A 23,523-nucleotide genomic window follows, 5' to 3' on the forward strand; every position below is an offset into this window, starting at 1 on the left:
TTAATCTAGATGTCGACTCAATATCTAAATTCTAATTTGAAAGTATTCTCTTTAAACTCTAATAAGGAACTTGCTGAGCAAATTGCAAAGCACATTGGAGTAGGACTAGGAAAATGTTCTGTTGATCGTTTTAGTGATGGAGAAGTTCAAATTAACATTGAAGAAAGTATCCGTGGTTGCGATGTATTCATTATTCAATCTACAAGCTTCCCAGTAAACGAACATATCATGGAATTACTTATTATGATCGATGCATTAAAACGTGCATCTGCAAAAACAATTAATATTGTTATTCCTTACTATGGTTATGCGCGTCAAGACCGTAAAGCGCGTTCTCGTGAACCAATTACATCGAAACTTGTAGCAAACTTGCTTGAAACAGCAGGTGCAACTCGTGTAATCACTCTAGATTTACATGCTCCACAAATTCAAGGGTTCTTTGATATCCCAATCGACCATCTAATGGGTGTACCGATTCTTTCAGATTACTTTGAAACAAAAGGTCTTAAAGATATCGTAATCGTATCACCTGACCACGGTGGAGTAACTCGTGCTAGAAAAATGGCAGACCGCCTAAAAGCACCAATCGCTATTATTGATAAGCGTCGTCCTCGTCCGAACGTATCAGAGGTAATGAACATTATCGGTAATATTGAAGGTAAGACAGCAATTTTAATTGATGACATCATTGATACAGCTGGTACAATTACATTAGCAGCAAACGCTCTTGTTGAGAACGGTGCTTCTGAAGTATATGCTTGCTGTACACACCCAGTATTATCTGGTCCAGCAATTGAGCGTATCCAAAATTCAAATATTAAAGAGTTAGTTGTAACGAACTCTATCGTATTACCAGAAGAGAAGAAGATCGACAAAGTACATGAACTTTCAGTTGCTCCACTAATCGGAGAAGCAATCATTCGTGTATACGAAGAAGAATCTGTAAGTGTATTATTCAATTAATTGGATAGAATGAGACGTAACCAAGATTGGTTACGTCTTTTCGTATCGAAAAAAGAAAGTAGTGGTACAAGAATGAAATTGATAGTAGGACTTGGGAACCCGGGTAGAGAATATGAATTAACAAGGCATAATATTGGATTTATGGCAATTGATGAACTTGCAAAGCGTTGGAATATTTCTTTAAACGAACAAAAATTTAAAGGTGTATTTGGTGCAGGATTTGTTAATGGGGAAAAAGTAATCTTATTAAAGCCACTTACATATATGAATTTATCTGGGGAAAGCATTCGTCCGCTTATGGATTACTACAAAATTGATGTAGAGGACTTCGTTGTTCTGTACGATGATTTAGACATCCCAGTAGGTAAATTACGCCTTCGTATGAAAGGTAGTGCTGGTGGACATAATGGTGTGAAATCAACAATTTCACATTTAGGAACACAAGAGTTTCAACGTATCCGCATGGGAATTGATCGTCCGAAAAATGGAATGAAGGTAGTGGATTATGTATTAGGACGTTTTACATCAGAAGAAATTCCTGAGGTAAATCATTCTATTGAAAAAGCAGCGGATGCATGTGAAGAATGGTTAAATAAACCTTTTCTTCAAATCATGAATACTTTTAATAGTTAAGAATATGATTGAGAATATTTTGCTTTATTTTTACCCATACTAGAAGTAATTGGATTTTTTAGGAGGCTAGTATGGAAGGGTATTATTATTGCAGACATTGCGGGAGCAATGTAGGCTCCGTTACTGCAGAAAAAGTGTATAGCGACGTTTTAATTCAACTAACAGAGCAGGAAGTAGTAGAGATGATTCATTTTCATGAGAATGGAAATATATATATACAAACGATTTGTGAATCGTGTCAAGAAACGCTCTCATCTTATCCTGAGTATTATGAATATGAAAAATTTCTGCAATAAAATGTTGTCGCTTTGGCATGTCCAAAGCATTTTTCTGTTTTCTTTTTCCGAAATATTTGCATAAAATATAGTGGCTTGCTCTTTATGTTGAGAGGGGTTTTGAAAATGATAGGTTTATTAGAGCAATTTTATAAAAATGAAGAGATCCAATCGGTTATTAATGGATTAGAAGATGGTTTAAAAGAACAACTTGTATCAGGTATGGCAACCTCTTCTCGTTCGTTATTAATGGCGGCCTTATATAAAAAAACAAAAAAATCACAACTTATTGTGACGCATAATTTATATCAAGCACAAAAAGTACATGAAGATTTAGTGGCGTTACTTGGTGAAAAAGATGTGTGGCTATACCCAGTAAATGAATTGATAGCATCAGAGCTTGGTGTTGCAAGCCCAGAATTGAAGGCGCAACGCATTGAAGTATTAAATCGTTTAGCTGCAGGAGAGAATGGGATTATTGTAGCACCAGTTGCGGGGTTACGCAGATTTTTACCAATGAAAGAATTGTGGAAGCAAAGGCAAATCGAAATCAGTCTAGGGCAAGAGATTGATTTAGATACATTCTTGCATACTTTACATCATATTGGCTATGAACGTAAGTCGATGGTAGAAGCTCCTGGGGAATTTAGTTTGCGCGGGGGGATATTAGATATTTATCCACTAACCGAAGAGTTGCCAGTTCGTATTGAATTCTTCGACACAGAAGTCGATTCTATTCGATTATTTGATGTGGATGAACAGCGCTCTCAAGATAAAAAAGAAAGTGTTAGATTTGGTCCAGCAACGGAGTTTTTATTTTCACAGGAAGAATTGAAATCGGGAATTAAGCATCTTGAGGAAGGCTTAACTAAGACGATGCAAAAACTTTCCGATGATAAATTAAAGACTACAGTGCTTGAAACGGTAAGTCATGAAATTGAGATGTTAAAAAACGGGCAAAGTATAGAACAGATGTTTAAATATTTATCTATTTTCTATAACGAACCTGCTAGTCTGATAGATTATTTACCAGAAGATGGTGTTGTAATTTTAGATGAGATTTCCCGTATTCAAGAAACAGCATCACATCTTGAAACGGAAGAAGCGGAATGGTATATATCACTTCTTGGTGAGGGAACGATTATTCAAGATTTATCTTTCTCCCATTCGTTTGAAGAATTTCTTCATCATAAAAAAAGAAGCTTTGTATATTTAACGTTATTCTTACGTCATATAGCACATACACATCCGCAAAATATTGTGAATGTAACATGTAAAACGATGCAAGATTTCCATGGGCAGATGCAGTTGTTGAAAACTGAAATTGATAGATGGAACGAAGGGCATTTTACGACGGTTGTGCTCGGCACAGATGATGAACGTGTAAAAAAACTACAACATATTTTAAGTGATTATGATATTGAGGCAGATATTGTAGAAGGCACAGATATATTATTGCCTGGAAGGTTACAAATTGCTGTAGGTGATTTACATGCAGGATTTGAAATGCCGATGCAAAAACTTGTTGTCATTACTGAAAAAGAGCTTTTTCATAAGAAAGTTAAAAAATCACAACGTAAGCAAAAGTTATCTAATGCTGAACGTATTAAAAGTTATTCGGAATTAAAAGTTGGGGATTATGTAGTCCATGTAAATCATGGTATAGGTAAATTTTTAGGTATCGAGACATTAGAGATTAATGGTGTTCATAAAGATTATTTAAATATTAAATACCAAGGCAATGATAAGTTATACGTTCCAATTGAACAAATTGATCAAGTGCAAAAATATGTAGGATCTGAAGGAAAGGATCCGAAAGTTTATAAACTGGGCGGAAATGATTGGAAGAAGGTCAAAACGAAGGTTGAAAAATCTGTACAAGATATTGCGGATGACCTAATTAAACTATATGCCGAGCGCGAAGCTTCAAAGGGTTATGCATATACGCCAGATACGGCAGAACAACAAGAATTTGAGTCTTCTTTCCCGTATCAAGAGACAGAGGATCAATTACGTTCTATTGAAGAGATTAAAAAGGATATGGAACGCGGGCGTCCAATGGATAGGCTTCTTTGTGGTGATGTAGGATATGGCAAGACGGAAGTGGCTATTCGTGCGGCGTTTAAGGCAATTATGGATGAAAAACAAGTTGCAATTTTAGTGCCGACGACGATCCTTGCACAACAACACTATGAAACAATTCGAGAGCGTTTTCAAGATTATCCAATCAATATAGGATTGTTAAGTAGATTCCGTACGAGAAAACAGCAAAATGAAACGATTAAGGGCTTAAAAGATGGCACGGTAGATATTGTAATCGGAACGCATCGTATTTTATCTAAAGATGTTACTTATAAAGATTTAGGTCTTCTTATTATTGATGAAGAACAAAGATTTGGTGTAACGCATAAAGAAAAAATTAAACAATTAAAAGCGAATGTTGACGTATTAACATTAACGGCAACTCCGATCCCACGTACGCTCCATATGTCTATGCTTGGTGTGCGTGATTTATCTGTTATTGAGACACCGCCGGAAAATCGTTTCCCAGTTCAAACGTATGTAGTAGAGTATAATCCAGCATTAATGCGAGAAGCGATAGAACGAGAGCTCGCAAGAGGTGGTCAAGTTTACTTCCTATACAATCGTGTAGAGGATATTGAACGAAAAGCAGATGAAATTTCGATGTTAGTTCCAGATGCGCGTGTAACGTATGCACATGGGAAAATGAATGAGAGTGAATTAGAGTCTGTTATGCTATCGTTTTTAGAAGGGCAGCATGATGTTCTTGTAAGTACAACGATTATTGAGACAGGTGTAGATATTCCGAATGTAAATACGTTAATTGTATTTGATGCAGATCGTATGGGATTATCGCAGTTGTATCAGCTTCGTGGACGTGTTGGACGTTCTAACCGTGTTGCGTATGCATACTTTGCATACAAACGAGATAAAGTGTTATCGGAAGTTGCGGAGAAGCGTCTGCAAGCCATTAAAGAGTTCACAGAGCTAGGATCCGGTTTCAAAATTGCAATGCGAGACTTATCAATTCGTGGTGCAGGTAACTTATTAGGGGCCGAACAACATGGATTTATTGATTCTGTCGGATTTGATTTGTATTCTCAAATGTTAAAAGATGCAATTGAACAACGCAGAGGAACAGACGGAGTTGAAAATACCGTTAATGTTGAAATTGATTTAGAAGTCGATGCATATTTACCAGATGCTTATATTTCAGATAGTAAACAAAAAATTATGATGTATAAACAATTTAGAGGTGTTTCTGCAATTGAAGATATTGAAGAGTTGCAGGAAGAGATGATAGATAGATTTGGTGATTACCCGCAAGAAGTTGGTTACTTATTGCAAATTGCAAATATTAAAGTATTGGCAATGAAAGAACAAATTGAATTAATTAAGCAAAATAAATTTGAAGTAACAATTCTGTTTTCAGAACAAGCGAGTCAAAATATTGATGGCGGAAAATTATTCATGCTCGGAAATAGTTTTGGACGTATGATCGGTCTAGGAATGGAAGGATCACAATTGAAAATCGTCATGAAAACAAATGGCTTAGAGACATCGAAGTGGTTAACAATTGCTGAAAATTTATTAAAAGGCTTGCCAGAAGTAAAAAAAGAAGTCATAAATGCCTAATATTAGATAAAAAAATACAATTCGACGTGCATAGAAGAACTAATGTGTAAAATACTATGTCTAACAGTTGGTGATTTTTACATGAACAGGTAAATTCACCACTTTGATCATCAGCAGAAAGTGAGGCAGCATTAGAATGAAAGCAACTGGAATCGTACGTCGAATTGATGATTTAGGTAGGGTAGTAATCCCGAAGGAAATTCGTAGAACTTTACGTATTCGAGAAGGGGACCCACTAGAAATATTTGTTGATCGCGATGGAGAAGTAATTTTAAAGAAATACTCTCCAATTAGCGAATTAGGTGATTTTGCAAAAGAATATGCAGATGCTTTATATGATAGCTTGGGACATAATGTACTTGTATGCGATCGAGATTCTATTATCGCAGTATCAGGTGTATCAAAAAAAGAATACTTAAATAAAAGCGTTGGCGATCTAATTGAAAAAACGATGGAAGAAAGAAAGTCTGTTATTATGACGGACGAAAGTGAAATTTCCATTATCGATGGTGTAACAGAAAAGGTTCATTCTTATACAGTTGGACCAATTGTTGCAAATGGAGACCCAATTGGAGCTGTTATTATCTTTTCGAAAGAAGCTATTATAAGTGAAATTGAGCATAAAGCAGTTAATACTGCTGCAAGTTTCTTAGCGAAACAAATGGAACAGTAAGGATTTATAATTTTAGAAGTAGCAATCTTTCCTAATTATGATATTTCTTCTTGAGAAATCAATTATTTGGAGATATATGTATATTGAATGAAGGTAGCGCTTTGCTACCTTTTTTCGTTGAACATTTCTAGCGTTGCACGAACGTATGATTACTCCTGTAGGTAAGGAAGCTTGTCCTTTTCTTTATGATATAATACGAGGGGTGAGAATAGAAAAAGGAGTTTTCTTGTATGGAATCGAAGAAGTATCAAGCCTTTTGGCGTGGAGCTATTATATTAACAATCGCAAGTTTTGTTACAAAGGTATTAAGCGCCTTTTACCGTATTCCATATCAAAATATAGCGGGTGACATTGGTTTTTATATTTATCAACAAATATATCCGTTTTATGGATTTTGTTTAATTTTAGCTACTTATGGGTTCCCCATTATAATTTCAAAAATGGTTGCGGAACGATTAGAACGAGGGAAAAAGCAAGAAGCAGAAGAAATTATTTGTGTATCTTTTTGGTTTTTATTAGGGATTGGTTTCATAGGGTTCTTTACATTGTTCTTTGGTGCCGAAGCAATTGCAACAGCTATGGGCGATATATATTTAGATAAGCTATTGCGTGTTATTTCCTTTTCATTCCTATTGATGCCGTTTTTATCTGTGGCAAGGGGATATTTTCAAGGATTCAATAATATGATGCCTACAGCTGTTTCGCAAGTAATAGAACAAACGATTCGTGTTTCTATTATTGTATTTTTATCCTTATTCCTAATTGCTCACGGATTTGATTTATATACAGTTGGTGCAGGTGCTATGTTAGGTTCAATTGCAGGCGGACTGATTGGGATTATCGTACTTGTACTTTATATGCGTCATGATTTTCGTTCTATATTCTTCAAAAATGTAAAGAGAATTAGAGGGAAAAAGAAAATCATTAAAATTCTGTTTTGGCAAGGATTGGCGATTTGTGTTAGTAACTTAGTACTTATTTTTATACAAATGGCTGATTCAGTTTCTTTCTATTCTTTACTCATTGGGGCAGGAGAGCAAGCTGAGAACGCAAAGGTGTTAAAAGGTGTGTATGACAGAAGTATCCCGCTTATGCAATTAGGTACTGTCGTGACAACTTCTTTCTCGTTGTCGCTTATTCCAATTATTACAGCGGCGAAGGAAAGAGGAGATCTTACCTTTATTCAAGAAAAGGTAAAGTTAGCAATGAAAATAACATTTGTTATTGGATTTGCAGCAGCCATTGGATTAACTTGTATTATTCGACCTACGAATATTATGCTGTTTGAAAATAGTGATGGGTCAGATGTTTTATCCGTTTTATCTTTATCTATTTTATTTAGTTCATTGTCGATTACAACTGCTTCTATTTTGCAAGGGTTAGGACAAACATTAAAGCCAGCAATATTCGTTATATTTGGGGGTTGTTTAAAGTTAGCTTTAAATTATATATTAATGCCGTATTTTGGTGTGAAGGGAGCTGCAATTGCAACTCTAGTTGCGTTAATTGTAATTTCTATGCTAAATAGTGCATTACTTATGCGATCTGTATCCGAATCGCTTATCGATAAGCGTAATATGTTAGGTGTAGTTATTAGTGGTATCGGTATGGGATTTGTATTAATAATGTTTATGGGTGTATTGCAAATGTCTGGGTTAGTAATTGATACGGAACATAGAGGGATCGCGACACTTGAGGCGTTGTTAGGTGTAGCTATCGGCGGATTAGCATATATGTTTTTAATTTTAAAATTACGTGTATTTACAAAAGCGGAAATAGGAACCGTTATGAAAAAAGAGAAAAAAGAAGGTTCATTGAAGAAGAGTGGATAGAGGTGGCAGGTTGTGAGTGGAATTATTACTATTTTAGGATTAGGTGCTGGTGAATTAGATCAGTTAACGATGGGTGTATATCGGAAAATAAAAGAAGCAGATCACATGTTTGTTAGAACGAAGGAACATCCCGTTATAGAAGAGTTGGAGAAAGAAGGTATACAATATACTGCCTTTGACAATGTATATGAAGCGCATGATACATTTGAAATTGTATATGAAACAATTGCGAATACATTGATAGAAAAAGCTGAAGGCACAGAAATCATCTATGCTGTTCCGGGGCATCCGCTTGTAGCAGAAAGAACGGTTCAGCTACTGTTGGAAAAAGGTGAAGTAGCGAATATTGAGGTGCGAATTGAAGGTGGACAAAGTTTCCTTGATCCTATGTTTGCCAGTCTAAAGATTGATCCGATTGAAGGATTTCAATTAATTGACGCCACATCATTTGAAAGAGGACAATTAGAATTACGTCAACATTTAATCTTTTGCCAAGTATATGACGCATTCGTTGCATCTGATGTGAAATTAACATTAATGGAGATGCTACCAGATGATTATGAAGTGTATATCGTAACAGCTGCGGGAACTTCATTTGAACAAGTTAAAAAGGTACCGTTGTACATGTTAGATCATGAAACGGAATTGAATAACTTAACGAGTGTGTATGTACCACCAGTTCAGGAACGTGCGTCCTTGTATCAACAGTTTGATGTGCTTAGAGAAATTATTGCAGACCTTCGTGGACCGAATGGTTGCCCGTGGGATAAAAAGCAAACACATCAATCTTTAAAGAAGTATTTAATTGAGGAAGCTTATGAAGTATTGGAAGCAATTGATGAAGAGGATGATGATCACTTAGTAGAAGAACTGGGTGATGTATTATTACAAGTTATGCTGCATGCCCAAATCGGAGAAGATGAAGGTTGGTTCTCTATAGACGATATTATTCGAACTTTATCTGAGAAAATGGTTCGTCGCCACCCGCATGTATTTGGGAATACAGATGTAGATAATGCCGATGAAGTAATTGCCAATTGGGAAGAAATTAAAAAACAAGAAAAAGGATTCGTGAAAGAATCTGTTTTAGATGGAGTTCCAAAAAGTTTGCCACAGTTACTACGTGCTTATGAAATCCAGAAAAAAGCTGGCAAGGTTGGTTTTGATTGGGTTGATGTACAACCGATGATAGAGAAAGCTTTAGAAGAATGGCAAGAATTCCAACAAGAAGTTACAAACATGGATGAGGCGAAGATGTTAAGTGAATTTGGCGATTTATTATTTGCATTTGTTAATATAGCTCGTCATTATAAAATAGATCCAGAAGAGGCGTTACATTCAACGAATGAGAAATTCGTCGGTCGTTTCTTATACATGGAAGCAAAGGTAGCTGAAATGAATAAAGAGATGCAAGATTTATCATTAGAGCAGTTGGATGTTTTATGGGAAGAGGCAAAACAAACAGAGCGTTAATAGGGGGATTTAATATGCGTCTAGATAAGTTTTTAAAAGTATCACGTTTAATTAAAAGAAGAACATTAGCAAAAGAAGTAGCTGATCAAGGAAGAATATCCATTAATGGTCAAGTGGCGAAAGCGAGTTCTGATGTGAAAGTAGCTGATGAATTAACAATTCGTTTTGGTCAAAAAATAGTAACTGTAAAAATAAACGAATTGAAAGAAACAACTAAAAAAGAAGATGCAGCAAATATGTATAGCTTAGTTCGCGAAGAAAAAGTAAAGGCCGAAGAAGGCTTGTTCTAAAATCGATTATCTCTTCATACATTATTATTAGCTAGTATAAATGTATGGGGGGATTTACGTGAATAATGGCTACTCACCTATGTCTTCTAATCAACAAAATGTTTCTGTAGAGCATGATATTATTATGCGTGGCAGGCGTGTAATTGATATTACCGGTGTAAAGCAGGTAGAGAGTTTTGATAGCGAAGAGTTTTTACTTGAGACCGTAATGGGCTTTTTAACAATTCGTGGTCAAAATTTGCAAATGAAAAATTTAGATGTAGAAAAAGGTATTGTATCGATTAAAGGGAAAGTTCATGAGATGCTGTATATTGATGAGAATCAAGGGGAGAAAACTAAAGGATTCTTTAGTAAGTTGTTTAAATGAGTTTAACAATTCAGTTGTATACGATGCTCTCAATGATCGGAATGGGTGCTTGGATTGGGGCGTCTTTAGATACATACCAACGATTTTTAAAACGTAAGGAACGTAAACGTTGGCTTGTATTTATACATGATATACTATTTTGGATTGTCCAAGCATTATTCGTCTTTTACGTATTGCTTCTTGTAAATGAAGCTGAACTACGTATATATGTATTTTTATCATTATTATGTGGTTTTGCGGCATATCAAAGCTTATTGAAAGCACTATACATGAGACTGTTAAATTTTCTCATCTATATTTTTGTGCAAACAACACACTTTTTTGTTCAAATTATAAAGCTACTCATGATAAAACCTGTTATTATTATAGCGCAGCTATTTATTGCATTTATATTATTCTTATTTCGTATACTGCTTTCAATTGGACATGTGTTATGGAAAATGGTGATTTGGATATTACTTTTCATATGGAAAGTTTTTTTCTGGCCTGTTCGATTTATTGCTTCGCTCATATGGAAACTTCTCCCTAATCGTGTTAAACTTTTTATAATGAAACATGTAGGGTTCCTGCAATATATAGCAAAATTGAAGGGACATATCTTCCAATTATGGGAGCGTATAAAAAAGAAGTTAGGGGGACCTCGGAAATGAGGGAACTGAGACAAAGAACAATCGAAAAACAGAGTCCAAATCCTGTTAAAGAGCATATAATACAAACGGATGAGAACAGGAAGCGACTTTATCGCCGTTTAGCGGTTTTTCTTGTCTTTGCTTTTACAATTATTGCGAGTATTAGTGTAACGTTTTATCAACAAAACAGTTCCATTAAAGCAAAAGAAGCAAAAGTTAAGGACATGAAAAAAGAACTGGATTCATTAACGAATAAAGAAAAGAGTCTAAAAGACGAAGTTCAAAAGTTAAATGATGAAGAGTACGTATTAAAGATTGCTAGAAGGGATTATTTCTTCTCTGGAAAAGGGGAGATAATTTTTCCTGTTTCTAAGTAGAGTATGTCTTATTGACACTATATTTTAGGATTATATATAATAAAGTAAAATTTGACTTTTTAACCACTAAGGAGGAGCATTTTTTTTATGTCAATCGAGGTAGGCAGCAAGTTACAGGGTAAAGTAACAGGTATTACAAATTTTGGGGCTTTTGTGGAGCTGCCAGAAGGCTTAACGGGTCTTGTTCATATTAGTGAAGTTGCTGATAATTATGTGAAAGATATTAACGATCACTTAAAAGTGGGCGACCAAGTAGAAGTAAAAGTTATTAACGTTGAAAAAGATGGCAAGATCGGTCTATCTATTAAAAAAGCGAAAGAGCGTGAAAAAACAGAAGGAGATCGTCCACGTGGTGAATACCAACGCGGTGGCGATCAACAACGTTCTGGACGTCCACAACGTAATCGTTCTTTCAACAGAGATAACCGTGGTGGCGGTAACGACCGTGCTCCAAAAGAAACATTCGAACAAAAGATGGCTCGTTTCTTAAAGGATAGCGAAGATCGTTTAACTTCTTTAAAGCGTAACACTGAATCTAAACGTGGTGGCCGTGGCGCACGTCGCGGATAATAACAACGTTTAATTCTTAGCATATAGAGAGGTACCCAGGGCGATTGCTCGGGGTACTTTTTTATATGTGAAAATATATTTTTAAAAAAGTTTTTAAGATGTGTTGACTTTAATTTATATCTGAGGTAAGATACTAATTGTCCGTTAAATAAGACGACATGGCGGTGTAGCTCAGCTGGCTAGAGCGTACGGTTCATACCCGTGAGGTCGGGGGTTCGATCCCCTCCGCCGCTATATTTAATTTAACGGCCCGTTGGTCAAGTGGTTAAGACACCGCCCTTTCACGGCGGTAACACGGGTTCGAATCCCGTACGGGTCATACTAAAAAGATCATGCAAATTTGCATGATCTTTTTTTATTAAATAAATTAACACATACAACACTTCTACAAAATCACCCTATATTTTCTGAATGTTCGATTAAAATATTAAAAATAAATTACATACTGTGTATATATGTAGAGTTATTTCGAATAAAAAGTCGAACGATTATAAAAGTGAAAACTGTTGTTTTGACAAAAATCCCAATAATCATCTTTTATAATGACAGTAATTAAACTATGCAGGTGGTGTTAAAATATGCCTAAAGCAGGAAGGAATACTATGAATACAAGTGCATTGGCAATGAATGAAGGTCAGCTTGGAGGAGTAAAGTGGACGAGTAAGTTGCGAATGAAGTTTGAGCAAGTTTTCTTTAGATGGGGATTTATTATTGTTGTTATTGGTTTTCTTTTGGGACGAGCATATATATTAACAAACATTTTACCGTTTGCACTGCCGTTTTTTGCTGCTGTTTATGTTATGAAGCGGGATAAAATGCCGCTCGCGTTCTTGGCTTTAATGGGGGGCGCACTTTCAGTTTCGATAGATAATTTATTCTTTACCTTTGCGTCTATTTTTACTTTCTTCATTTATAATATCTTCTTTAGTCGGTTTACACGTAAAACTGTTGGACTTGTTCCATTCCAAGTATTTATCTCCGCATTAACCGCACATTTAGTTGTTGTATATTTTGCACAACAAACTGTCACCATGTACGATTTACTCGTTAGTACGATTGAGGCAGGGCTTAGCTTCGTATTAACTATGATATTTTTACAAAGTGTTCCACTTTTAGTAGAACGAAAAGGTAAACAACAAGCGTTAGAGACAGAAGAAATTGTTTGTTTAATTATATTACTAGCATCTGTTTTAACAGGTACAACAGATTGGTTCGTATATGACGCTTCTATTCAACATATTTTTACTAGATATTTAGTGCTCGTGTTTGCATTTATAGCGGGGGCTGCTACAGGGTCTACAGTGGGAGTCGTCACTGGATTAATATTAAGTTTAGCGAATGTCTCCAGTTTGTCTCAACTTAGTCTACTTGCTTTTTCTGGGTTGCTTGGTGGTTTGCTAAAAGAAGGGAAGCGTTTAGGTGTTAGTTTAGGTTTATTAATTGGGACGAGCTTGATTACGCTATATGTAGACAAGCAAACAAACATCGTGACAACTTTAATTGAATCTGGTGTAGCGATTACTTTCTTCTTATTAACACCGAAACTCGTTATGGATCGTATTGCTAAATTTATGCCAGGCACACAGGAACATTCGCAAGATCAACAACAGTATTTAAGAAGAATGCGTGATGTTACAGCGAATAAAATCAACCAATTTGCCAATGTATTTGCTGCTTTATCTAATAGCTTTTCTGTATATGGATATGTGGAGGAGGAAGATAAAGAGACGGAGGCAGATTTGTTCTTAAGTACAATTACTGCAAAAACATGTCAAACATGCTTTAAAAAGGACCAATGCTGGGTAGTTAATTTCGATAAAACGTACGATTATATGAAACAAATAATGAGCGAAACAGAAGAAGGGACTTTGCAGCATAATCGGAAGTTGGTTCGTGAATGGGACAAGCATTGTGTGAGAGGGAAGAAAGTGACGGATTTAGTAGCAGGTGAATTAGATCACTTTTATGAGGGACAAAAATTACGAAAACAAATGAAAGAAAATCGTAGAATAGTAGCAGAGCAACTGCTAGGTGTATCAAAAGTTATGGAGGATTTTGCTAAGGAGATACAAAGAGAACGAGAAAATCATCAAGTACAGGAAGAACAGATTCTGCAAGCATTTCGTGATTTTGGTGTAGAAGTAGAGCACGTTGATATTTATTGTTTAGATAGAGGAAGTATTGATATTGAAATGTTGATTCCAGTTGCATCTAATGAACATGGAGAGTGTGAAAAGTTAGTCGCACCGATGCTTTCTGATATTCTAAAGGAAAATATTGTTGTTAAACATGAAGAAAAATCTTCTTATCCGAATGGCCATAGCTTAATATCATTTGGTTCAGCGAAAACGTATTCTCTTGATACGGGCTTAGCCACAGCTGCAAAGGGTGGTGGGTTTGTTTCGGGTGATTCTTATGCGATGATGGATTTAAGTGTCGGTAAATATGCCCTTGCTATTAGTGATGGTATGGGAAATGGGCAAAGAGCTCATATGGAGAGTAAAGAAACGGTGAAATTATTACAAAAAATACTTCAATCAGGCATTGATGAGGAAATAGCGATTAAATCTATTAACTCTATTCTTTCTTTAAGAACAACAGAAGAGATGTTTACGACGTTAGATTTAGCTATGGTAGATTTAAGGGATGCAAGTGCGAAGTTTTTAAAGATTGGATCGACGCCGAGTTTTGTTAAACGCGCAAATAATATTTTGAAAATTGAAGCAAGTAACTTACCGATGGGAATTATTGAGGATGTTGAAGTTGATGTAGTGGGTGAGCAATTAAAAACGGGCGATATTCTTATTATGATGAGCGATGGAATTTTTGAGGGAGCGCAACATGTGGAAAATCATGAACTATGGATGAAGCGTAAAATTAAAGAGTTACAAACTGAAGACCCACAAGAAATTGCTGATATCATTATGGAAGAGGTGATTCGCTCTTGTGATGGTTATATAAATGATGATATGACTATTGTTGTGGCGAAAGTGAAGAAAAATATGCCGAAGTGGGCTACGATTCCAATTGTAGGAATGCAGGCACAATAAGGTGAAACTTTAAGTGTGATATTTCTTTCAAAAAACCTAGGTCAATGCCTAGGTTTTTTGTTTTAAAAGATAATGTTATTATTTTTTTGAATATGTACGGATGATGTAAGATAAAAATGCAATTTTTGTATATCTTTTTTTTGCACAATGTTTGTAAAAGTTGTACCATTATAAACAAGGTAACTAACGTTGCTGTTCTTGTTTAATGAAAGGTGATTACGAAGTTGAAAGATACATTTGTTGAGAAGGTAGATGACTTTGTAAAGCAGCATGATGTATTAAAGGAATGTTCAACAATTGTTGTAGGGGTTTCTGGTGGTCCTGACTCTTTGGCTCTTTTATATTATTTGTTAGAAAAAAGAGCAGCAAAACAGTTTAAAATTGTAGTGGCACATGTGGATCATATGTTTAGAGGTGACGAATCTCATGAGGACCTACAGTTTGTGCAGGAACTTTGTAAAGGACTGGGAGTTATTTGCGAAACAATAAGGATTAATGTGTCGCAATATCAACAGCAATACGGGATGAATGCACAGGTTGCTGCTAGAGAATGCAGATATGCATTTTTGGAAAGAATAATGAAGAAATATGATGCGAGATATGTAGCCCTTGGACATCATGGTGATGATCAAGTAGAGACGATTTTAATGCGCCTTGTACGAGGGAGTACTCCGAAAGGATATGCAGGAATTGCAGTGAAGCGTCCTTTTCATAATGGGTATTTAATTAGGCCGTTACTTGGAGTAACGAAGGAAGAAATTGTTGATTACTGTCATAAGCTGAAAGTAATTCCACGTATAGATCCAAGTAATAAAAAGGAAGTATATACAAGGAATCGATTACGTAAATATGTTCTCCCTCATTTGAAAGAAGAAAATTCACAGGTGCATGAGAAATTCCAAAAATTTAGCATGCAGATGCAAGAGGATGAGGCGTATTTGCAGGAATTAGCTTTTGAGAAAATGAATAAAGTAATTACAAAAAAAAGTGATAAACAAATTAGCTTATCAATTCCTGCCTTTGAATCCATGTCTATGCCTTTACAAAGAAGAGGGATTCAACTAATATTAAACTATCTTTATGAATATAAGATTCCATCTTCTCTTTCCTCTATACATATTGACAAAGTGATTGAGTTTTTTAAGCGGACACAACCTTCGGGTTCACTTGATTTCCCAGGTGATTTAAAAATTGTCCGTGCATACGAGGAGTGTAGCTTTGGATTTAAACAAGAAATTGTTTCTCCTTTTTTACAAGATTTATCAGTGCCCGGGACAATTACGCTATCGAACGGGGATAAGCTTGTAACAGAGGTGAGCGAAGATATACCAAGTAACATGAATGAAACAGTTTTTGTTGCTAAGTATAATGATATATCATATCCACTTCGTATTCGTTCTAGAGAAAATGGAGATCGCATGTCAATACAAGGTATGAATGGCACTAAAAAGATAAAAACTATTTTTATCGAAGCGAAAGTACCAAGAGAAAAAAGAGAAGAATGGCCGGTCGTTTGTGATGCAAGTGGGAATATTATTTGGTTACCCTTGTTGAAGCGATCTGCATTTGCTATCTCGAAAGAGACAGCAAAGAAGGATAAATATATGATTATTCACTACAAAAGCAAGGAGTCTTCCGGGAGGATAATGAAATGATGAATCAAGATATCGAAAAAGTATTAATTTCTGAAGAACAAATACAAGAAAAGGTGCTCGAATTAGGCGCGGTTATTGCAGAGGATTATAAAAACACAGTACCTCTTGCGATCGGTGTACTAAAGGGTGCAATGCCATTCATGGCGGATTTATTAAAGAGAACAGATACATATCTTGAAATGGATTTTATGGCTGTATCTAGTTACGGTCACTCAACTGTTTCAACAGGCGAAGTGAAAATTTTAAAAGACCTTGATACTTCTGTAGAAGGTCGCGATATTTTAATCGTTGAAGATATTATTGATAGCGGTCTTACGCTAAGCTACTTAGTAGACCTATTTAAATATCGTAAAGCGAAGTCTGTAAAAATTGTTACGTTATTAGATAAACCAACAGGCCGTAAGGTAGATTTGAAAGCGGATTATGTTGGATTTACTGTACCGCATGAATTTGTTGTAGGGTATGGATTAGATTATAAAGAGCAGTACCGTAATCTTCCTTATGTAGGAGTATTAAAACCAAGCGTTTACTCAAATTAATTAAATACAGGCGTCACAATTGTATAGGAAAGTTTTTCTATGTTACGATTTACTATAGTGTTTATGCCGTGAGAGGAGGTTAGGAATGAATCGTATCTTCCGTAATACCATCTTTTATTTACTGATATTCCTAGTAGTAATTGGAATCGTGAGCTATTTTAATGGTTCGACACAAAAAACGACATCAGTTAGCTACGATAAATTCATTACTAAACTAGAAAAAGGTGAAGTGCGTAATGTGCAACTTCAACCGAAAAATGGTGTATTTGAAGTAAAAGGACAATTTAATAACTCTAGCCAGGGAGAACAATTTGTTACTTATGCACCAAATACTGAGGAATTACAAAAGAAAATTAATGAAAAAGCGCAAGGTGCTGAAGTTAAGTATCAACCAGCAGAAGAAACAAGTGCTTGGGTAACATTCTTTACTTCTATCATTCCGTTTGTCATTATCTTCATTTTATTCTTCTTCTTATTAAACCAAGCTCAGGGCGGCGGTAGCCGTGTTATGAACTTCGGGAAAAGTAAGGCGAAGTTATATAATGACGAAAAGAAAAAAGTTCGTTTCAGAGATGTTGCTGGAGCGGATGAAGAGAAACAAGAGCTTGTTGAGGTAGTTGAATTCTTGAAAGATCCTCGCAAGTTCGCTGAAGTTGGTGCCCGTATTCCTAAGGGTGTTCTGTTAGTGGGACCTCCAGGTACAGGTAAAACTTTATTAGCACGTGCTGTTGCAGGTGAGGCGGGCGTTCCGTTCTTCTCTATCAGTGGTTCTGACTTCGTAGAGATGTTTGTCGGTGTCGGTGCATCACGTGTACGTGATTTATTCGAAAATGCAAAGAAAAATGCTCCTTGTATCATTTTCATTGATGAAATTGATGCAGTAGGTCGTCAACGTGGCGCAGGTCTTGGTGGTGGCCATGATGAGCGTGAGCAAACGTTGAACCAATTACTTGTTGAAATGGATGGATTCGGTGCAAACGAAGGTATTATTATCATCGCTGCGACAAACCGTCCTGATATTCTTGATCCAGCATTATTACGTCCAGGTCGTTTTGACCGTCAAATTACAGTAGATCGTCCAGATGTAAATGGTCGTGAAGCTGTACTGAAAGTACATGCTCGTAATAAACCGCTTGATGAGAATATCAACTTAAGAGCAATTGCAACTCGTACGCCAGGATTCTCTGGTGCCGATCTTGAAAACTTATTAAATGAAGCTGCTTTAGTAGCTGCACGTCAAGATAAGAAGAAAATTGATATGAGTGACATTGACGAAGCGACGGATCGTGTTATTGCAGGTCCGGCTAAGAAAAGTCGTGTTATCTCTGAAAAAGAACGTAATATCGTTGCTTTCCATGAAGCGGGTCACACTGTAATTGGTGTTGTTCTTGATGAAGCTGATGTCGTTCATAAAGTAACAATTGTCCCTCGTGGTCAAGCTGGTGGATATGCAGTAATGCTTCCGAAAGAAGATCGTTACTTCATGACAAAACCAGAGTTACTGGATAAAATCACTGGTTTACTTGGTGGTCGAGTAGCTGAGGAGATTGTATTTGGTGAAGTGAGTACAGGTGCTCACAATGACTTCCAACGTGCGACTGGCATTGCAAGACGTATGGTTACGGAATTCGGTATGAGTGATAAGCTTGGACCAATGCAATTTGGTAGTTCACAAGGTGGTCAAGTGTTCTTAGGAAGAGACTTCCACTCAGAACAAAACTACAGTGATGCAATTGCACACGAAATCGATGTGGAAATGCAAACGATTATGAAAGAATGTTATGCTCGTGCAAAAGACATTCTTACTGAAAATCGTGATAAACTAGATCTTATTGCAAAAACGTTACTTGAAGTAGAAACGTTAGATGCAGAGCAAATCAATCACTTATGTGATTACGGCAGATTGCCAGAACGTCCAACATCTTCAGCTGATGTGAAAGTAAACATTAACATGAAGAAGGACGATGAAGAATCAGAAGATAAGTAAGAGATGAAGGAGTGACGATAGTCACTCCTTTTTTTATTTGTGGAACGAAATGAAGAAGAAAAAGAAATTAAATAATTCTGGTATTAAAAATTGAAATAGTGCGTAATCTTTTTGTAAAATGATGAGGATAGAAAAGCTGATTATATAAGTATGTGTGATATGATGTTTTTATAAGTTTTATACATACTGCACAAATATAGATTAAATAAGATAAGTGGTGAGAATATGATTTTTGTATTGGATGTAGGGAACACAAATGCTGTACTAGGCGTGTTTGAAGAGGGGGAACTTCGTCAACATTGGCGCATGGAAACAGATCGTCATAAGACAGAAGATGAGTATGGAATGCTTGTAAAACAGTTGCTTGAGCATGAGGGTCTTTCGTTTGAAGATGTGAAAGGGATTATCGTGTCTTCAGTCGTACCACCAATTATGTTTGCTTTAGAGCGCATGTGTGAAAAATATTTTAAAATTAAACCGCTTGTAGTAGGTCCTGGAATAAAAACGGGGCTAAATATTAAATATGAAAATCCACGTGAAGTAGGCGCGGACCGAATTGTAAATGCAGTAGCAGGAATCCACTTATATGGAAGTCCACTTATTATTGTCGATTTCGGTACGGCTACTACATATTGTTATATTAACGAAGAAAAGCATTATATGGGTGGCGTTATTACGCCGGGAATTATGATTTCAGCAGAGGCTTTATATAGTAGAGCGGCAAAACTTCCACGTATTGAAATTACAAAACCAAGTAGTGTTGTTGGAAAGAATACGGTAAGTGCGATGCAATCTGGTATTCTTTACGGCTATGTGGGACAAGTGGAAGGTATTGTTAAGCGTATGAAAGAGGAAGCTAAACAAGAACCGAAAGTTATTGCAACAGGTGGATTGGCGAAATTAATTTCAGAAGAATCGAATGTAATTGATGTTGTAGATCCATTCTTAACATTAAAAGGCTTGCATATGTTATACGAACGTAATGCAAATTTACAGCATGAGAAAGGTGAATAAATGAGTATGAAAGATTATTTAGTAAAAGCGTTAGCGTTTGACGGAGAAGTGCGTGCATATAGTGTACGTACTACAAACACGGTAAGTGAGGCACAAAGACGTCATGATACATGGAGAACAGCTTCAGCAGCACTTGGTCGTTCTTTAACTGCAGGTACAATGATGGGCGCAATGTTAAAAGGTGACCAAAAGCTGACGATTAAGGTAGAAGGTAATGGCCCTATTGGTCCTATCTTAGTAGATGCTCATGCAAATGGGGATGTACGTGGTTATGTAACGAATCCGCATGTTGACTTTGAAGGAACGGAACAAGGGAAATTGCGTGTATATCAAGCAGTAGGTAATGAAGGATTTGTAACAGTAATTAAAGATATTGGTATGCGCGAGCCGTTTATTGGTCAATCTCCAATTGTTTCAGGAGAATTAGGAGAAGACTTCACGTATTATTTTGCGGTTTCTGAGCAGACTCCTTCGTCTGTAGGTGTTGGTGTACTTGTAAATGGAGACGACAGCATATTAGCGGCAGGTGGATTTATCCTTCAAATTATGCCAGGTGCACAGGAAGAAACAATTTCGTTCATTGAAGATCGTTTGCAGAAGATTCCTCCTGTATCAACGTTGATTGAACAAGGGCTTTCTCCAGAAGAGTTACTGTATGCAGTTCTTGGAGAAGATAAAGTAAAAGTATTAGAAACAATGGATGTTCAATTTAATTGTACATGCTCACGTGAACGTATTGAGAGTGTGTTGATTAGTTTAGGTAAAACAGAGTTAGAGCAAGTTCGTGAAGAAGAGGAAGAGACGGAAGTTCATTGTCATTTCTGTAATGAGAGATACAAGTTCTCTAAAGAAGATATTACAAATTTAATTGAGAATTTGTAATAAGGAAATTAAGAGGTTTTACCCCCTAAATGGATTGACAAACAGGGAATTTTCTGACAAAATCTAAATATAGATAAAACCAATAAAAATACTCGGTGTTAGGAGTGACAGGAATGCGAGTGGCACAATCAGTTTCAGAATTAATCGGGAAAACGCCGATCGTTAAGTTGAACCGCATCGTAGAATCAGACAGCGCAGATATATACTTAAAATTAGAATTTATGAATCCAGGAAGCAGCGTTAAAGATCGTATTGCATTAGCTATGATTGAAGATGCTGAAAAAAAGGGATTATTAAAAGAAGGCGATACAATCATTGAGCCAACAAGTGGTAACACAGGAATTGGTTTAGCGATGGTAGCAGCTGCTAAAGGATATAAGGCGATTTTAGTAATGCCAGAAACAATGAGTATTGAGCGTCGTAATCTATTACGTGCTTATGGTGCAGAATTAGTATTGACTCCAGGACCAGAAGGAATGGGTGGAGCAATTCGTCAAGCGACTGAATTAGCAAAAGAGCATGGCTACTTTATACCACAACAATTCAAAAACCAATCGAATCCAGAAATTCATCGTTTAACAACAGGTCCAGAAATTGTTGAACAAATGGGTGATCAATTAGATGCATTTATTGCAGGTATTGGTACAGGTGGTACGATTACTGGTGCTGGTGAAGTACTGAAGGAAGCGTATAAAGATATTAAAATTTATGCAGTAGAACCTGCGGATTCACCAGTACTATCTGGTGGGAAACCAGGTCCACATAAAATCCAAGGAATTGGAGCGGGATTCGTCCCAGAGACGTTGGATGTAGAAGTATACGATGAAATTGTTCAAGTGAAAACAGAACAAGCGTTTGATTACGCGAGAAGAGTGGCGAAAGAAGAAGGTATTTTAGTCGGTATCTCTTCTGGAGCAGTTATTTATGCAGCAACAGAAATTGCGAAAAAGTTAGGTAAAGGGAAAAAGGTACTTGTTATTATCCCAAGTAACGGTGAACGTTATTTAAGTACACCACTTTATCAATTTGAGTCTTAATTATATGTGATTGAAAAAGCATCCTTGAAAAAGGATGCTTTTTCTTTTTGGATTGGAAATAGGAAAAGAGTGAATGACTAGAAAACTTCATGTAAAATAAGATGTAGTATAATTAATTTATTTTCACTAGCCTTCGGGTATAACCCTTCTGCATACATAATAAGTGTAGTTTGAAGTGGCTACTTTAAGAGGGTGGGATAAAAGAAGACGGGGTGTTGATATGCAACGAAGAAAATCTTTAGCGCTTTCTATTCCATATCAGTTAGATTTCTTTAAGCAATATAAGTTTCTTTCTAAGGATAAACCGCAACATATTTTGTTAGAGAGTGGACGTGGCGGTCGTTATAACATTGTGGGGTTGAACCCAGTAGCGGTAATCCGTGGGAAGGGTGAAACGTTACATATAAGTGAAAGTGGTAAGGAAACAATAAAGCAAGGAAATCCATTAGATTTAATGCAGGAATATATGGAGCGATGGAAAACGGACTATAATCCGGAGTACCCGCCATTTCAAGGTGGTGCAATTGGTTACTTTAGTTATGATTGCATCCGTTATATTGAAAAACTTCCTTCTCTTGCAGAGGATGACATTAATATACCTGATATATTCTTTTTATTATTTGACGATGTATTTGTGTATGATCAAGAAGAAAAAGTATTATGGATTATTACACATTATGTAGATAAGTATGAAGAGGCACAAGAGCGACTAAATGAGTGGAAGATTCTTTGGGCGACAGAAGCGCCGGAAGTGACTATACCATTTGCGTGCCCTGAAAATAAAAGTGAAGCAGTTGCTTTTACTGAAGAAAGCTTTATGAAGGCAGTTGAATGTATTCAAGAATATATTGGTGCTGGTGATGTGTTCCAAGTAAACTTGTCGACGAGACAAGAAAGAACGTTACAAACACACCCGCTAGAAATTTATACAAGTCTTCGTGAAATTAATCCATCTCCATATATGGGTTACTTGGAGCTTGGGGATTTCCAAATTGTTAGTGGGTCGCCAGAGTTGTTAATTAAGAAACAAGGAACCGAAGTAAGTACAAGACCAATTGCTGGAACGAGATCTAGAGGTTCAAATGCGCAAGAAGATGAAGCGTTAGCAAGGGAATTAATTGAGAACGAAAAAGAAAGAGCAGAGCACGTCATGCTTGTAGATTTAGAACGAAATGATTTAGGGCGCGTTTGTAAATATGGTACCGTAGAAGTAGATGAATTTATGGTAATTGAGAAATACTCACATGTTATGCATATTGTTTCTAATGTGCGTGGTGAGGTAGAAGAAGATAAAGATGCTTTTGATTTAGTGAAGGCTGTATTCCCTGGGGGGACAATTACTGGTGCTCCGAAAATACGTACGATGGAAATTATTGAAGAATTAGAACCTGTTCGCCGAGGGATTTATACAGGTTCAATTGGATGGATCGGTTATTCTGGAGATACAGAATTGAATATTGTAATTAGAACACTTCTTGCTAAAGATGGAAAAGCGCATGTACAAGCAGGAGCGGGTATTGTAATTGATTCAAATCCGGAAAATGAATATAAAGAGTCGCTGAAAAAGGCGATTGCTTTATGGCGTGCAAAAGAACGTAGCGAAGAAACGGTTAGGTGAGA

The 23,523-nt window shown here is 36.3% G+C and carries 20 protein-coding genes and 2 tRNA genes; all 22 read left to right on the forward strand.

Annotation, left to right across the window (positions count from 1 at the left end):
- Positions 1-9 precede the first annotated feature (9 nt).
- The 22 genes from AC3WVA_RS28215 to pabB all read left to right on the forward strand — a co-directional run bounded on the left by AC3WVA_RS28215 (position 10) and on the right by pabB (position 23,521).
- Positions 10-963: a ribose-phosphate diphosphokinase gene (locus tag AC3WVA_RS28215; RefSeq protein WP_000107420.1), complete on the forward strand. Its 954-nt coding sequence runs from the start codon at positions 10-12 to the stop codon at positions 961-963.
- 72 nt (positions 964-1,035) lie between these two features.
- Entirely contained in the window at positions 1,036-1,596 is a 561-nt protein-coding gene (gene pth, locus AC3WVA_RS28220) for an aminoacyl-tRNA hydrolase (protein ID WP_083588336.1), read from the forward strand.
- A 71-nt stretch (positions 1,597-1,667) separates the two neighbouring features.
- Positions 1,668-1,892 carry an anti-sigma-F factor Fin gene (locus tag AC3WVA_RS28225; RefSeq protein ID WP_341013852.1) on the forward strand — a complete coding sequence of 75 codons (225 nt, stop codon included), beginning with the start codon at positions 1,668-1,670 and terminating at the stop codon, positions 1,890-1,892.
- 105 nt (positions 1,893-1,997) lie between these two features.
- Positions 1,998-5,528: a transcription-repair coupling factor gene (gene mfd / locus AC3WVA_RS28230; RefSeq protein ID WP_341013851.1), complete on the forward strand. Its 3,531-nt coding sequence runs from the start codon at positions 1,998-2,000 to the stop codon at positions 5,526-5,528.
- A gap of 136 nt (positions 5,529-5,664) precedes the next feature.
- A complete protein-coding gene (gene spoVT, locus AC3WVA_RS28235; protein ID WP_048526393.1) occupies positions 5,665-6,201 on the forward strand; it encodes a stage V sporulation protein T in 537 nt (178 codons plus the stop codon).
- A gap of 230 nt (positions 6,202-6,431) precedes the next feature.
- Complete coding sequence (locus tag AC3WVA_RS28240) at positions 6,432-8,033, forward strand: putative polysaccharide biosynthesis protein (RefSeq protein WP_341013850.1); 1,602 nt, start codon at positions 6,432-6,434, stop codon at positions 8,031-8,033.
- 12 nt (positions 8,034-8,045) lie between these two features.
- A complete protein-coding gene (gene yabN / locus AC3WVA_RS28245; RefSeq protein WP_088315024.1) occupies positions 8,046-9,506 on the forward strand; it encodes a bifunctional methyltransferase/pyrophosphohydrolase YabN in 1,461 nt (486 codons plus the stop codon).
- Positions 9,507-9,520: 14 nt separating this feature from the next.
- The gene (locus AC3WVA_RS28250) at positions 9,521-9,796 is read left to right on the forward strand and encodes an RNA-binding S4 domain-containing protein (protein WP_001234876.1); all 276 of its coding nucleotides are present in this window, start codon (positions 9,521-9,523) and stop codon (positions 9,794-9,796) included.
- Between the two features lie 79 nt (positions 9,797-9,875).
- Positions 9,876-10,163 carry a sporulation protein YabP gene (gene yabP / locus AC3WVA_RS28255; protein WP_003186823.1) on the forward strand — a complete coding sequence of 96 codons (288 nt, stop codon included), beginning with the start codon at positions 9,876-9,878 and terminating at the stop codon, positions 10,161-10,163.
- Positions 10,160-10,813 carry a spore cortex biosynthesis protein YabQ gene (yabQ, locus tag AC3WVA_RS28260; protein WP_341013848.1) on the forward strand — a complete coding sequence of 218 codons (654 nt, stop codon included), beginning with the start codon at positions 10,160-10,162 and terminating at the stop codon, positions 10,811-10,813. Before yabP ends, yabQ begins: the two co-directional genes overlap by 4 nt.
- On the forward strand, positions 10,810-11,169 hold the full coding sequence (divIC, locus tag AC3WVA_RS28265; protein WP_001208736.1) for a cell division protein DivIC: 360 nt from the start codon (positions 10,810-10,812) through the stop codon (positions 11,167-11,169). The genes yabQ and divIC overlap by 4 nt, the downstream gene beginning before the upstream one ends.
- 87 nt (positions 11,170-11,256) lie before the next feature.
- Complete coding sequence (locus AC3WVA_RS28270; protein WP_000021452.1) at positions 11,257-11,739, forward strand: S1 domain-containing RNA-binding protein; 483 nt, start codon at positions 11,257-11,259, stop codon at positions 11,737-11,739.
- Positions 11,740-11,899: 160 nt separating this feature from the next.
- Positions 11,900-11,973, forward strand: a tRNA-Met gene (locus AC3WVA_RS28275).
- Positions 11,974-11,986: 13 nt separating this feature from the next.
- Positions 11,987-12,058 (forward strand) — tRNA-Glu (locus tag AC3WVA_RS28280).
- Between the two features lie 259 nt (positions 12,059-12,317).
- Positions 12,318-14,789: a stage II sporulation protein E gene (gene spoIIE, locus AC3WVA_RS28285; protein ID WP_195756748.1), complete on the forward strand. Its 2,472-nt coding sequence runs from the start codon at positions 12,318-12,320 to the stop codon at positions 14,787-14,789.
- Positions 14,790-15,013: 224 nt separating this feature from the next.
- A complete protein-coding gene (tilS, locus tag AC3WVA_RS28290; RefSeq protein ID WP_098345280.1) occupies positions 15,014-16,444 on the forward strand; it encodes a tRNA lysidine(34) synthetase TilS in 1,431 nt (476 codons plus the stop codon).
- Entirely contained in the window at positions 16,441-16,983 is a 543-nt protein-coding gene (hpt, locus tag AC3WVA_RS28295) for a hypoxanthine phosphoribosyltransferase (protein ID WP_000981839.1), read from the forward strand. The genes tilS and hpt overlap by 4 nt, the downstream gene beginning before the upstream one ends.
- A gap of 85 nt (positions 16,984-17,068) precedes the next feature.
- Positions 17,069-18,970 carry an ATP-dependent zinc metalloprotease FtsH gene (gene ftsH, locus AC3WVA_RS28300; protein WP_071758861.1) on the forward strand — a complete coding sequence of 634 codons (1,902 nt, stop codon included), beginning with the start codon at positions 17,069-17,071 and terminating at the stop codon, positions 18,968-18,970.
- A 225-nt stretch (positions 18,971-19,195) separates the two neighbouring features.
- Positions 19,196-19,984 (forward strand): type III pantothenate kinase, encoded by a 789-nt coding sequence (locus AC3WVA_RS28305; protein ID WP_048526400.1) that lies wholly within the window; start codon positions 19,196-19,198, stop codon positions 19,982-19,984.
- Positions 19,985-19,990: 6 nt separating this feature from the next.
- Complete coding sequence (gene hslO, locus AC3WVA_RS28310) at positions 19,991-20,866, forward strand: redox-regulated molecular chaperone HslO (RefSeq protein ID WP_098345288.1); 876 nt, start codon at positions 19,991-19,993, stop codon at positions 20,864-20,866.
- 113 nt (positions 20,867-20,979) lie between these two features.
- Positions 20,980-21,903, forward strand: coding sequence for a cysteine synthase A (gene cysK, locus AC3WVA_RS28315; protein WP_341013847.1), 924 nt, complete (start codon positions 20,980-20,982; stop codon positions 21,901-21,903).
- 220 nt (positions 21,904-22,123) lie between these two features.
- Complete coding sequence (pabB, locus tag AC3WVA_RS28320) at positions 22,124-23,521, forward strand: aminodeoxychorismate synthase component I (protein ID WP_492322406.1); 1,398 nt, start codon at positions 22,124-22,126, stop codon at positions 23,519-23,521.
- Positions 23,522-23,523: the final 2 nt, after the last annotated feature.

Source organism: Bacillus sp. EB106-04-02-XG92, from assembly GCF_058791995.1.